This window comes from Mesorhizobium sp. M0001 (assembly GCF_040324255.1).
Lineage (GTDB): Bacteria > Pseudomonadota > Alphaproteobacteria > Rhizobiales > Rhizobiaceae > Mesorhizobium.
In genome coordinates, this window is record NZ_JAMYVS010000012.1 from 59016 (window position 1) to 72285 (window position 13270).

The 13270-nt window shown below is 65.3% G+C and carries 12 protein-coding genes; 5 read left to right on the forward strand and 7 right to left on the reverse strand.

The genetic code is table 11. The features are described 5' to 3' along the window. Positions 1–1782: a bifunctional alpha/beta hydrolase/class I SAM-dependent methyltransferase gene (locus NKK50_RS26000; protein ID WP_031204364.1), complete on the reverse strand. Its 1782-nt coding sequence runs from the start codon at positions 1780–1782 to the stop codon at positions 1–3. A gap of 41 nt (positions 1783–1823) precedes the next feature. Beyond that, a complete protein-coding gene (locus NKK50_RS26005) occupies positions 1824–2426 on the reverse strand; it encodes a CDP-alcohol phosphatidyltransferase family protein (protein ID WP_023688982.1) in 603 nt (200 codons plus the stop codon). A 238-nt stretch (positions 2427–2664) separates the two neighbouring features. Here NKK50_RS26005 and NKK50_RS26010 point away from each other — a divergent pair, with 238 nt between their 5' ends. Genes NKK50_RS26010 through NKK50_RS26020 form a run of 3 tightly spaced genes read left to right on the forward strand, consistent with a single transcriptional unit; the run spans position 2665 to position 5425 of the window. Continuing rightward, positions 2665–3666 carry a sugar phosphate isomerase/epimerase family protein gene (locus tag NKK50_RS26010; RefSeq protein WP_023672509.1) on the forward strand — a complete coding sequence of 334 codons (1002 nt, stop codon included), beginning with the start codon at positions 2665–2667 and terminating at the stop codon, positions 3664–3666. Then, entirely contained in the window at positions 3663–4538 is an 876-nt protein-coding gene (locus tag NKK50_RS26015; RefSeq protein ID WP_023672510.1) for a MurR/RpiR family transcriptional regulator, read from the forward strand. The genes NKK50_RS26010 and NKK50_RS26015 overlap by 4 nt, the downstream gene beginning before the upstream one ends. Beyond that, entirely contained in the window at positions 4535–5425 is an 891-nt protein-coding gene (locus NKK50_RS26020; protein ID WP_023834516.1) for a ribokinase, read from the forward strand. Before NKK50_RS26015 ends, NKK50_RS26020 begins: the two co-directional genes overlap by 4 nt. 140 nt (positions 5426–5565) lie before the next feature. Here NKK50_RS26020 and NKK50_RS26025 read toward each other — a convergent pair whose 3' ends face one another. Continuing rightward, complete coding sequence (locus tag NKK50_RS26025; RefSeq protein ID WP_023713519.1) at positions 5566–6066, reverse strand: hypothetical protein; 501 nt, start codon at positions 6064–6066, stop codon at positions 5566–5568. Positions 6067–6161: 95 nt separating this feature from the next. Beyond that, positions 6162–7109: a LysR family transcriptional regulator gene (locus tag NKK50_RS26030; RefSeq protein ID WP_023743889.1), complete on the reverse strand. Its 948-nt coding sequence runs from the start codon at positions 7107–7109 to the stop codon at positions 6162–6164. Positions 7110–7215: 106 nt separating this feature from the next. Here NKK50_RS26030 and NKK50_RS26035 point away from each other — a divergent pair, with 106 nt between their 5' ends. Beyond that, positions 7216–8226 (forward strand): zinc-dependent alcohol dehydrogenase family protein, encoded by a 1011-nt coding sequence (locus tag NKK50_RS26035; RefSeq protein ID WP_023834515.1) that lies wholly within the window; start codon positions 7216–7218, stop codon positions 8224–8226. Between the two features lie 187 nt (positions 8227–8413). On the opposite strand, the gene NKK50_RS26040 is transcribed toward NKK50_RS26035, so the two are convergent. Genes NKK50_RS26040 through NKK50_RS26050 form a run of 3 tightly spaced genes read right to left on the reverse strand, consistent with a single transcriptional unit; the run spans position 8414 to position 12185 of the window. Continuing rightward, entirely contained in the window at positions 8414–10714 is a 2301-nt protein-coding gene (locus tag NKK50_RS26040; RefSeq protein WP_023834514.1) for a xanthine dehydrogenase family protein molybdopterin-binding subunit, read from the reverse strand. Further along, positions 10711–11694 carry an FAD binding domain-containing protein gene (locus NKK50_RS26045; RefSeq protein ID WP_023834513.1) on the reverse strand — a complete coding sequence of 328 codons (984 nt, stop codon included), beginning with the start codon at positions 11692–11694 and terminating at the stop codon, positions 10711–10713. The genes NKK50_RS26040 and NKK50_RS26045 overlap by 4 nt, the downstream gene beginning before the upstream one ends. Next, positions 11691–12185, reverse strand: a complete 495-nt coding sequence (locus NKK50_RS26050; protein ID WP_023705138.1) for a (2Fe-2S)-binding protein — start codon at positions 12183–12185, stop codon at positions 11691–11693. The genes NKK50_RS26045 and NKK50_RS26050 overlap by 4 nt, the downstream gene beginning before the upstream one ends. 459 nt (positions 12186–12644) lie before the next feature. Between NKK50_RS26050 and NKK50_RS26055 the strand changes: the two genes are divergently transcribed. Then, complete coding sequence (locus NKK50_RS26055; protein WP_023709407.1) at positions 12645–13262, forward strand: TetR/AcrR family transcriptional regulator; 618 nt, start codon at positions 12645–12647, stop codon at positions 13260–13262. Positions 13263–13270 lie beyond the last annotated feature (8 nt).

Consider the following 13270-nt stretch of genomic DNA (forward strand, 5'->3'; position numbering starts at 1 on the left):
TCAGACGCGCCGAGCGACCGAAACAGTGAAGATGCCCCATTGGTCGATGCGCTGGTCGATCTTCTCGAAACCGGCAGCCGTCACCAACTGGTCCATCTCGCCCTGCGTGCGCCGCCGCATCACCCAGGCCTGTCCGCCGCGATGCGAGGTCAGGCTGCGCGCGATCATCTCCAGCTGCGGATGCCATGGCTGATTGGTGTAGACGAGCAGGCTGCCGGACTGCATGGCGCTCGCCAGCCCGCCGAGCGAGCGGGAAATCATCGTATTGTCGGCGAACAATTCGTAAAGTCCGGAGACGATGGCGAGGTCCGGCGCCGGCTTTTGCCCGGCCAGCATGTCGGCATCGAAGGCGTCGGCCTGATGAAAGGTGACGCTGGTCGGCAGCTGCCGCTCGGCTATCAGCTTCGAACCCAGTCCGACATTGAGCTCGGAATAATCCTGCAGCCGCACGCTTGCTGGTGGTTCAGTGCATTTGGCGACGGCATCGAGCACATAGCGGCCGTGGCCGGCGGCGATGTCGAGCATGTGGACGGGACGGCCAGCTGCCTTCAGGCTGGCGGCGGCGTTGCCGATCAGCTCTTCCAGATGCAGCTTGCGCTGGCGGATGCCGCGCCAGCCGATGGCGTCGAGGAAGGTGCGGTCGATCATGCGGCCGATGAAGCCGCTGCCGCGCGCGTCGTTCTCGTAGACATAGTCGAGCGTCGAGCCGGAATCGAAGCCGGTGGCAATGCCGGTCTTCATGCCCGAAGACAGCCAGGCGCCCACGCGGATCGAGGCGCGGCTCATCGCCCAGTAGATACCCTTGGGCGACAACAGCGTCAGCGGCGAGGCGAGCCTCTCGGCCTCGTCGCGGGTGTAGCCGGCGCGGTCGGCCTGAAGCAAGTCGATGGTTTTCTCCCGCGTGGCAAATTGCTTTTCGAGGAACGGCCGGATCAAGTCCAGCGCCTGCTTGCGATCGCGCTCGCCCAGCGTGTCGTGGAAGAAGCCGGGCAGCACATGCCGCTCCTTGGCGCTGCTGCCGAGATTGACGAAGAACTCGTGCTGCGGTCCATGCCGCACCACCCAATCGCTGCCGGAGATCAAGAGCTGCGTCGGCACGGTGATGGCGCGCGCGTCCGAGACGATGCGGGCAGCGTGGTCGTAAAGCTCGACCAGGATGTTGGAGGCGATCGGTCGCGTGATCAGCGGATCGGCGTCGAAGGAAGCGATGCGCTCGGCATCATGCGTCAGGAACTTCGCCTTGACGTAGGAATTGACGAAGAAGCGGCCCTTGAGCTTCTGCCACAGCGCAATGCCCTCTTTGGCGAAGGGCACGTAGAGCTTGACCGAAAAGGCCGGTGAAGCCACCACCAGCGCGCGGATGTCGGGCGCATAGTCATGCACCCAGGCAGCAGCCAGCACGGCGCCGAACGACTGCGCGATCAGCGCGATGTCGCGCTGGCCAAAACCATCCCGGCCGATCTCACGCACCAGGCAGTCGATGTCACGAACCAGGGCGGCAAAGGATGGCGCATAGCCGCGCTCGCCGGCCGAGCGGCCATTGCCGCGCACGTCCCAGGCGTAGAAGGCATGGTCGGGCATGGCGAGTTCGTCGACCAGATGCGCCATGCGGCCGCCATGCTCGTGGCCGCGATGGAACAGAAGGATCGCACCCTTTGGCGTCGACCCGGCGGCCGGCCAGTAGCGGTAGAAGATCTCGGTGCCGTCATGGCTCTTGAACGTGCGCTCCAGCGCGATGCGCTCGAGGCTTGCCGGTGCTCCGGCTGCAATGGTCTGGTGGATCATGGTTTCCCTCTGGCGGTCGGGCGCCTGACGCTTTGGCATCATGCGCCGCCCGCTCTAAGGCCGCCGCGTATCCGGTTGATGGCGGTTACGACTGACAGTGTAGCCATGACCGGAAACACAAAGGGCACAATCGCTTGGAACCACAGGCCGCAGGCGATGAGGAAGGCGATGACGCCGAGCGCCAGGGCCCGGTCGCTCTTGCCGAACGGCCCGGCATAGTTGCGCCCGCTGCCTGCGGCAACGCCAAGCACGCCGGCGAACTCGACCAGCATGGCGGTAATAGCGAAGGCGACGACACCCCAGGCCGGGAACAAGGTGGCAAAGGCCAGGATCAGCGCTAGGTCCGAGACGACGTCGCAGAGTTCGTTGAGATACATGCCGAGTTTTGATGCTTGTCCATGTTCCCTGGCCAGCATCCCGTCAATGGCGTTGAGCGCCATGCGCACAAACAGCACCACCGGCATCAACAGGAACACCAGGGGACGGAAGGCAAAGGCAGTGACCACCAGGCCTGTGGCGATGGACAGTGCTGCGGCGAGAAGCGTGATCTGGTTGGCGGTGACGCCGGCATCGGCCAGCCGGTCGGCCAACGGCCGCAGCCTGGCCTGAAAGGCCGGTTTCAGTTGATAAAGCGTTGGCATGTGCGATCCCCCAACCGCGGCTCATGACAGTGTCGGCCAGATTGGTCAATCGGCAGGCAGGGCGCAAGGGCTCGCACCAGCATCCGCACCGTTGCGGGACTCGAAACTCCCGGCATGGATGCAGAGGCGCAGCCGAAGATCTCGGCCAAGCAGGATGTTGCGCGCTACAAACCGCCTCGCAAATGATAACTTTACAAATACTCGTATTTATGTGAAGTAAATCACTGAAAGGTCGATCATGACAAACAGTCGCTTCGCCACCCGCCTGAATTCCTTCGCCTCGCGGCCGCAAGCCGAATGGCCTGATCTCACCGGCAAGCCGTCCATGCTGCAGATGGCCACTCGCGCGGCCAAGGTCGACGGGTTGACCGATCTTGATCTTAATTTCCCCGATCATGTCAGTGAAAAGCCGGCTGAAATCGCCCGAAAGCTCGGCGATTTCGGGCTTTCCATCAATGGCTTTGCCATGCGTTACTACTCCAATCCGGCCTTCAAGCTCGGCGCCTTCACCAATCCGGACCCGGCGGTGCGCCGCGAAGCCATCGACTTGACCAAGGCCGGTATCGATGCGGTGCGCGCGGCCGGCGCCAGTCTGATGACGCTGTGGCTGGGCCAGGATGGCTTCGACTATGCATTTCAAACTGACTATGCGACGCTCTGGCAGCACGAAATCGAGGGGATTCGTGAAGTTGCCGCGCATGATCCCGGCTGCCAGATCAGCCTGGAGTACAAGCCTAACGAACCGCGCTCCTACTCGCTGATGCCGGATGCGGCGACCACCTTGCTGGCGATCCGCGAGGTCGGCCTACCCAATCTCGGCGTCACGCTCGATTTCGCCCATGTGCTCTATGCCGACGAACAGCCGGCCTTCGCCGCGGCGCTGATCGCTCGCCACAGCAAGCTGCTCGGCGTCCATCTCAACGATGGCTATGCCAAGCGCGACGACGGCCTGATGGTCGGCGCGGTGCACACGCTGCAGACCATCGAACTGCTGTGCCAGATCCGTCGCGACGGCTACGCCGGCGCCATCTACTTCGACACTTTCCCCGACATGACCGGGCTCGATCCGGTGCGCGAATGCGAAGTCAACATCGCCACCGTCAAGCGCCTGCTGCGCGTTGTCGACCGGCTGGAGAAGGATAACCGCCTGTCCGCCGCGATGGCCAGCCAGGACGCCGTGACGTCGCAGGCTATCGTCCAGGAAGCCATGCTCGGGCCGGAGACGAGGGGACGTGGATGACGTTGAGCAATCTCGATCTGAAAGCCGTGGGGCCGCGCATCCGCATGATGATGCCGCATCTCACCCCGCTTGAGGCCAAGGTGGTGGAAACCGTCTTCGGCCGGCGCGGTTTCGACGAGACCATTCCGCTCAAGCAGATCGCCGAGGAGGCCGGCGTGTCGGAGGCGATGGTGGTCAAGATCGCCAAGAAACTCGGCTTCTCCGGCTACCGCGACTTCCGCACCGCCGTCTATGAATACAGCCGCCTCCCGACCGCCGAGATGCACCAGGAACTGTCGGTCGACGACAGCTCGGCCGAGATCGTGCAGAAAGTGTTCCGCACCTCGATCCAGGCGCTGGAGGAGACGCTCGCGATCCTCGACATGGACGATTTCGACCGTGCCGCCGATCTGCTCTACCGCGCCAGGAACCGCGATTTCTATGGCGTCGGCGGCTCCGCCCAGATCGCCCGCGATGTCTCGCACAAATTCCTGCGCATCGGCATCCGCGCATCGGTCTATGACGACTCGCACATGATGCTGATGTCGGCCTCGCTGCTCGGCGCCGACGACATCGCCGTCGGCTTCTCGCATTCCGGCAACACGTCGGCCGTCATCGACGCCATCCATCTTGCCCGCAAGAGCGGCGCCCGCACGCTGGCCATCACCAACTACGACAACTCGCCGCTGGCGCAGATTGCCGACATCGTGCTGTGCTCGACGGCGCAAGGCTCGCCGCTGATGGGCGAGAACGCGGCGGCGCGTATCGCCCAGCTCAACATCCTCGACGCTTTGTTCGTGGCGGTGGCGCAGCGCGACTATCAGGCGGCGGAGCGCAATCTCGGCCGCACCATGTCGGCGGTCACCTCGAAACGAAAAGACCGCGGCACATGACGGTTCCGCTGGTCACCGTCTTCGGCAGCCTGCATTACGACATCATGGTGGACGCGCCCGACCGTCCGCGTAAGGGCGAGACGGTGACCGGCCGTGCCTGGCAGCCGAAATGCGGCGGCAAGGGCGGCAACCAGGCGGTCTCGGCGGCACGCGCCGGCGTGCGCGCGGCGATGATCGGCGCCGTCGGCGACGACGATTTCGGCACGGCGCTGCTGGCCAATCTAGATCGCGCCGGCGTCGATCGCCGCTTCGTGCGCGTGGCGGCAGGCGCAGGCTCCGGCATGAGCGTGGCGATCTTCGACAGCGATGGCGACTATGGTGCGGTGATCGTCTCCGGCAGCAATCTCACGCTGGACGATGATGACGTCGTGGCAGCAAGGGAGGTGGTGGTACAGACGGCAGTGCTGTTGCTGCAAAACGAAGTGCCCGACGCCGCAAACATCGCTGCCGCGCGCGCGGTGAAGGCATCCGGCGGCCGCGTCGTGCTCAACGCCGCACCGGCGCGAACACTGTCGGCCGAATTGACCGCGCTGATAGACATCGTCATCGTCAACGCCATCGAAGCGGAATTTTTGGCCGGCATTCCGGTCGTCGATACGCTCGCCGGCGCAACCGAAGCCGCGCGGCGGCTGATCGATGCCTACCCCTCGGCGATCGTCACCGCCGGCGGCGAAGGTGTCGCCTATTGCGACCGGACCGGCGCGGCCTTCGCACTGGCGGCCGTCCCGGTCAAGGTCGTCAGCACCCATGGCGCCGGCGACGAATTCGTCGGCGCCTTCGCGGCAGGCCTCGCCCGTGGCCATCCGATGGAAGCGGCGATCGCCACGGCCAATGCCGCCGCCGCCTCGCTGGTGGCGACACCGGAGGGAAAGCGCAGCTCGCGTTGAAAACTCAGGCCGCATATTGCCGCCTCCAAACCCGTGCCCCCGTCGATGAGCGAAACGGCAAACCGGGCGCGGCGAGAACCTGCTTGGCTTTGCCCTGATGGAGGCGCGGGACCAAGCTGCGTGGTCGAAAGTAGGGAGCTTCAGTCCGCTTCGCCGGCCGAACTTTTGCCGCACTGCGCCAGCACCTTACCGATCGCAGCGCTCGAGCCCGTCAGCGGAAAGCTGTTCTCGCCATATTTGTCGGCCGTAACCGTGACGTCGCCCTTGCCGCGCAACAGGCCGAGCAGTGGATCGTCTTTGCTCAGCTCAGCCGTGAAGTAATTATACATGGCCTCGAGGTCGAGCTTTTTGGTCACGCTCTTGTCACCGCCCTTGAAGGTGAAGGAAGCGCTGATGCCGGGTTCCAGCTGCTGGCCGGCCGCACCCAGATCGTAGCTCAGCACCGGCTTGTCGAAACAGACGAGCATCAGATGCGCATCGGCCTTCGGTCCGCCGCACACCGAAGCCGTCAGCACGCTGCCGCCTTCGTCTTCTTCCATCTTGGCGCTCCAGTTGCAGGATGCGGCAAAAGCCGGCTGCGCGGCTTGCAGCGCGGCCAGAACGGAACCTGCCATCATGAACTTCGCCAATGCACTTTGCATGATCACCTCCCAAGCTTCCTTCAACGAGATCATACAGGACAAAAGGCCTGGTGATAGCGGCATATGCCGTCTTAGCCCCCGGCGCGCCCCATTGATCAAGCCTTTGAGACCGGCCTCGACGTCCAGGGCGGCTCCGGCGCGAAGCGCTTGCCGATCCACTCGGCGAAGGCGCGTGTCTTGGCGGCTTGTCCCTTGGCCGAGGGCATGACGACATAGACCGCGCCTTCGTCGGCCAGCGTCCAGTCCGCCAGCACCGGCACCAGCCGTCCGTCGGCGAGTTCGCGTCCGACCAGCCAGTCGGTGCTCATCATCAGGCCGAGGCCCTGCACCGCGGCTTCGACCAGCACCTCGGCATCGTCGCACACCATCGGCCCCGAGACGTCGACGTTGACGCGGCGTCCCGAACTGTCGGTCATCTCCCAGGTTGGAAAGGTCTGGAAGCCGGAGAAGCCGAGGCAGGCGTGTTCTGTGAGCGCTTCCGGCGCTTCCGGCGTGCCCCGGCGGGCGAGGTAGGAGGGAGCAGCGCACAGCAACCGCCGCCGTGTCGCGATCTTGCGCGCCACCAGGCGCGAGTCCTCCAGCGCGCCGAGACGGACGGCGACATCGAAGTTCTCTGCAACGAGATCGACTAACCGGTTGGAGAACTCGGCCTCGATGCTGACATCCGGGAACGTCGCTAGAAATTGCGGCAGCAGCGGCCCGATCCACATACGGCCAAAGGTTCCCGGCAGCGCCAGCCGCAGCAAGCCGCGCGGCGTCCCGCTGGCATGCGCGGAAGCAGCAGCCTCGGCTTCGTCTACCGAGGCCAGGATGGCGCGGACGCGTATCAGGAACTCCGCTCCCGCCTCCGTCAACGATACGCTTCGGGTGGTCCGGTGCAGCAGCCGCACGCCGAGCCGCTGCTCCAGCGATTGCAGGCGGCGTGACAGAACCGTCGAGTCGCGCCCGACGCGCAACGCTGCCTTGGTGAAGGAGCGCGCTTCGGTGATGGCCGCAAAGGCGGCCATTTCGGCAAGGCTGGCGGGGTCGTGTGATTGCTGCATAAAGCACAGGACTCAAATGTAAAAATTCCGGATTATCTGCTTGTAGCGCAGCAGATAGCTTCACTCAATCCTGACGATTGACCCCTTAAACAGGAATGCGTGAGCCATGAAAGCCATCGAACTGACCGCCGCCAAGCTGGACGCCTTTCGCGCCACCACCATTGCCACGCCTGAACCGCAGCGCGGCGAAGTGCTGATCCGCCAGCGCGCCGCGAGCCTGAATTTCGTCGATGTGGCGGTGGCCAGCGGCAATTATCGCGTGCCCGGCTTTCCGCTCATTCCCGTCGCCGACGGCGCCGGCGAGATCGTCGCGCTGGGGGAGGGCGTTACGGATTTCGCCGTCGGCGATCGCGTCGTTGCCCATGCCAAGCCGCGCTGGATCGGCGGTCCGCCCCGGCCTAACGAGATGACGCAGATGCGCGGAATTTCGCTGCCGGGGTCGCTCGCCGAATATGTCGCGCTGCCGGCCAACTCGCTCGTGCTGGTACCGGCTCGTCTCTCTTTCGAGGCGGCGTCGACCCTGCCGATCGCCGCGACCACCGCCTGGAACGCCGTCCGCGCCGCCGATGTCGGGCCGGGCTCGGTCGTCGTGCTGCTCGGCACCGGCGGCGTCTCCATCTTCACCCTTCAGCTGGCGAAAGCCGCTGGCGCCACCGTCATCATCACTTCTTCGTCGGACGAGAAGCTGGAGCGGGCGAAGGCACTCGGCGCCGATCATCTCATCAACTACCGCGCGACGCCCGACTGGGACGGCAAGGTGCTGGAACTGACCGGCGGCCTCGGCGCCGACCTCGTCGTCGAGACCGCCGGCACCGCCACCTTCGCCCGCGCCGTCAACGCCACCGCGCCTGGCGGCACGCTGTTCACCATCGGTTTCGTCACCGGCGCCGAGGCCACGGTCGACCTGCTGCCGATCATCATCAAGGCGCTGAAGGTGGTCGGCAACAACACCGGGTCGGTATCTGACCTTCGCGCCGCCGTCCGCGCCATCGCCGCCGCCCGCATCGACCCGGTCGTCGACAAGGTGTTCAGCCAGGAGCAGGCGGCCGAAGCCTACGCGCACATGTCGGCAGGCGGGCAGCATTTCGGCAAGCTTGCGTTCAAGCTCGACTGGTAACCGAGGCGCGCGAGCTGCCAATCTCCCCCCTTGAGGGGGAGATGCCCGGCAGGGCAGAGGGGGTCGGTCCGACCGGGCTCGACCTACGGCGGCGGAAGGAGGTTGGCGCTCTACGAGAGGCGACCCCCTCTGTCGCCTTCGGCGACATCTCCCCCTCGTCAAGGGGGGAGATTACGCACGCCGCTTCCTAGATCAACTTCTCCAGCGTGATCGGGAGGTCGCGTATCCTTTTTCCAGTTGCGTGGAACACCGCATTGGCGATCGCCGGCGCTACGCCGACGATGGCCAGTTCGCCGACACCCTTGCCGCCGAGCACCGAAGAGTGCAGGTCGGGAATGCCGACCGAGATGACCTCGATATCGGGGATGTCGGCATTGGTCGGCACCAGATAGTCGCCGAGATTGTTGTTGACGATGCGGCCATGCCTGCGGTCGACAATGCCTTCTTCAAGCAGCGCCTGGCCGATGCCCATGATGATGCCGCCCTTCCACTGGCTTTCGGCCAGCTTGGGGTTGTAGAGCCGGCCCGAATCCAGCGCCGATACCACGCGCGACACGCGCACCGTGCCGAAATCCTCGTCGACGCGCACCTCGATGAAATGCGCGCACCAGGAGTGGCGCGAATAGTCGCCCTCGGTGTGCGGCAATGCCGCCGCGATGGTGGTGTAGTTCTTGTAGCGATCGGCGGCCGTCGAGTTCGCCGGCATGGTGTCGCCTGTGGCCTCGATGCGGTCGCGGCCGACGCTGGCCAGCAGGTCGGCGATCGAGACATCGGGACCATCGCCGCGCGGCGACCTGATGCGGCCGTTGGCGACGACCAGCGTGTTGGCCTGCAGCGCGTGGAAGGGCGAGCGTGAATCGCTGATCGCCAGACCAACCAGCTGGTCGAGTGCCGATGTCGCTGCCTTGTAGACCGCGCCCGTCATCACGCCGGCCAGCCGCGACCCGCCGGCCACGCCGGCGCGGGGATACCGGGAATCACCGAGCTTCACCACGACATGGTCGGCCGCCACGCCTACCGTTTCGGCCGCTGTCTGCGCCAGGATCGTGTAGGTGCCCTGGCCCATGTCGATCGAGGAGCTTTCGACCTCGACCGAGCCGTTGGCAAGGATACGCACGATGGCCTCGCCGTAAGCGCGCCGTACCGGATAGGTGCCGGCGGCGACGCCCCAGCCGATCAGCTGGTTGCCGTCGCGCATCGAACGCGGTTTGGGCGTGCGCTGGGCCCAGCCGAAGCGTTCGGCGCCAGCCGCGAAAGCCTCGCGCAACTGCCGCGTCGACCAAGCCTTTTTTGCGTGCGGATCCTGCTCGGCGTAATTCCTCAGCCGGATCTCCAGCGGATCGATGCCGACCTCGTAGGCGAGCTCGTCAATGGCGCTTTCGATGCCGAAGGCGCTAGGGTTTTCGCCCGGCGCGCGCATGGCGCCAGGCACCACCGAATTCACCCGCACGACATTCTGCTTCGAGGAGAAGTTGGGCGTCGCATACATGATCGAGGTGACCACGCCCAAAGGCTCGACCCACATGCCGTCGATCGACGTTTCATTGACGCCGCGATGCACGATCGACTGGATTTTTCCGTCACGGTCGGCGCCGATCGTCACCGTCTGGCGGGTCGCGGCGCGGCCGCCATAGCCGGTAAAAGTCTGCGGCCGAGTCATGACCACCCTCACGGGCCGTCCCAGCATCTTGGCTGCGGCAGCCGCTACCGCGCCGTGGCCGAGCGCCAGCGCCTTGGAGCCGAAGCCGCCACCGATATAGGGCGAGACCAGCCGTACATTTTCGAACGGCACGCCGAACCATTCGGCATAGGTGCGGGCCATACCGTCGAGCCACTGGCTCGGTTCCCACACGGTCAGCCGGTCGCCCTCCCAGCGGGCGATGAGGCCATGCGGCTCCATCGGCGCCTGGTATTCGCGCGGCGTGTTATAGGCGCCGCAGACGCGCACCGGGGCAGCGGCGAAAGCGGCCTGCGCATCGCCCCATTCCTTGGTCATGGCGGCGATCGGAATGCCGTCGCCCGCCTTGGCGTCGCTGAGGTCGACGATGGCCGGCGTCTCGTCATAGCTGACCTTGACCAGGGCTGCGGCCGCAACGGCCTGCTCGAAGGTCTCCGCGATGACCGCGGCGACATGCTGGCCCGAAAAGGTGATATCGCGCGCCAGCGGGCAGTAGGGCTTGTCCGGCGGCGGTGTGCCGAACCAGTCCGATGCAGTCTTCAGCGGCATGATGGTGTCCGGCGTCAGCACCTTGAGCACACCAGGTGCCGCCTCGGCGGCTGACGTGTCGATCGAGCGCACCTTGCCTGATGCGATCGTGCTTTCGACCAGGACGCCGTAGGTTAGCCCGTCGAGCTGCTGCTCGACGGCATATTTTGCCGCACCGGTAATCTTGGCCGGGCCGTCGACGCGCGACAGCCGCCCGCCAACCTGATCGGCAGTGCCGTCCGAAGCGTCGCCGTGCCGTGTCCTCGGGTCGTGAATGGTCATGACATGGCTCCCGTCTTGAGGATGGCGCGGGCAACGACGCGCGGCGCCAGTTCGATCTTGTAGTGGTTGGCGCCGTGGTCGATCGCCCCTTCCATGGCGAGCAAGCTGGCTGCCCGCACCCTGTCTTCGCTGAGCACCTTGCCCTTCAACGCCGCTTCCACGGCGTGCGCCCGCCACGGCTTCGTCGCGACGCCGCCCAGCGCGACGCGCAGGTCGCGAATGGTGCGGCCATCGGCTTCGAAGTCGATGCCGACCGCGGCGCTTGCAGCGGCGAACTCATAGGACTGCCGGTCGCGAACCTTGAGATAGGTCGACTGCCGGGCGGCGACTGAAGCCGGGATGCTGATGGCCGTGATCATCTCGCCCGGTTGCATGGCATGTTCCCTGTCGGGCGTGGCGCCGGGCAGGAGAAAGAAGTCGTCGACGGCAACCTGGCGTTCGCCAAGGTGAACCACGGCGTCGAAGGCGACCAGCGCGGTGGCGAGGTCACCGGGATACATGGCGATGCAGGCGTCGCTGGTGCCGAGCACGGCATGGCCGCGGGTGACGCCGCCGATCGCCGAGCAGCCGCTGCCGGCCGAGCGCTTGTTGCAGGCGGAAAAATTCGCGGGATCGCGGAAATAGGGGCAGCGCGTGCGCTGCATCAGATTGCCGCCGATGGTCGCCATGTTGCGCAGTTGCGCGGAAGCCGCCTGCCACAGCGCTTCGGAGACCGCGGGAAAGCGGCTCTTGATCTCGGCATGGTCGGCGACGTGGCTCATCTTGGCCAGCGCGCCGATCATGGCACTGTCAGCGTCGACCTTGATGGCGTCGAGTCCTTTGAGATGGGTGATGTCGACCAGGCTGTCGGGTTCGGCCACGCCGCATTTGGCGAGATCGACCAGCGTCGTGCCACCGGCAAGCAGCATGGCCCCAGGCAGGGCGGCAGCTTGGCGTGCGGCGTCGATGCTATGGGCGCGAACGTAGGAAAAATCCCTCATGACGCGACCTCCAGTGCCGCCTGGCGCACGGCGGCAACGATGTGCGGATAGGCTCCGCAGCGGCACAGATTGCCGGCCATGTATTCGCGGATCTCGTCATCCGAGCCGGCATGGCCCTCGCGGATGCAGGCCACCGCCGACATGATCTGTCCGGGCGTGCAGTAGCCGCACTGGAAAGCATCCTGGTCGAGGAAAGCAGCCTGAACCGCGTTGAGCGTGCCGTCATCGCCGGCCAATCCTTCGATGGTGGTGATCTCGCGGCCTTCGGCTTGTGCTGCAAGCGTCAGGCAGGACAGCACGCGCTGTCCCTCGACATGCACCGTGCAGGCGCCGCACTGGCCCTGGTCGCAACCCTTCTTGGTGCCGGTCAGGTCGAGGCGATCACGCAATGCATCGAGCAGCGTGACGCGCGGCTCGACCTGCAGTTCGTGACTGTGTCCGTTGATGGTGAGACGGATTGGGATAGTGGTGGATTTGGTTTGGTCGGTCATGAGGCGTCTGGCTCCAGTTGCTTGACGCTAGGGGATTGAAATGGGCTCGAGTGGGAGAGGACAAGGGAAGAGGCGACGGTGCGCCTAATCTCCCCCCTTGTGGGGGAGATGCCCGGCAGGGCAGAGGGGGCGCGAAGGAATGCGACGTTCCCGATTTACATGCGTCGACACGAATCTTGTCCGAGGAGGCGCTAGTCAGGCCTTGATAGGCTGGCGGGACAGCGCCCCCCTCTGTCCTGCCGGACATCTCCCCCACGAGGGGGAAGATTGGCAGCTCTGCCGCCCCGACTCTCCAGCCGGCAGGGGATGCTTCAGTCTTCACAATCTCAACACGTGACATATCGGCTCCCCTGATTATATGATAAGACTGCTCCACTAAAACGGAGGCGCCTCCGTTTATCTAGTTGGGGGCTTACCCCTTTGGGTTCAAGCCCCCATATATCAACAGTGGAGAAAAAATTGACCGAGCAGTCGCAAGCAATTGCCGACGAGAAGCGCGAAGCCGCAGCGCCAAGGCCGCTGCGCGCCGATGCGCAGCGCAACCGCGACCGGCTGGTCGAGGTTGCGGCAGCGGCCTTTGCCGAGCACGGTGTCGATGCCTCGCTGGAGGAGATCGCGCGCCAGGCCGGCGTCGGCATCGGCACGCTCTACCGGCATTTCCCAACCCGCGAGCATCTGGTCGAAGTGGTCTACCGGCGTGAAGTCGAGGCGCTCTGTGCGGCGGCCGATGACCTCGCCAGCCACCATTCGGCCGACATGGCGCTGGAACAGTGGATGCAGCGCTTCGTCGACTACATCGCCACCAAGCGCGGCCTGGCGGCCAGCCTGCGCATCCTGTTCAACACGAATTCCGCCGTGTTCTCCGACATGTCGGGCCGGGTGTCGCTGGCCTTGCGGCAACTGGTCGAGGCGGCGGTGGCCGAAGGCTCGATCCGCAGCGACGTCGATGCCTCCGATGTGCTGCACGCACTCGGCGGCATCTACTCGGCCCCCGACACCAAGGACTGGCGCGACCGCTCGCGCCGGCTGGTCAAGCTGCTGATGGACGGGCTGCGGTTCGGGGCAGGGAAGAGGTGACCTAGCGG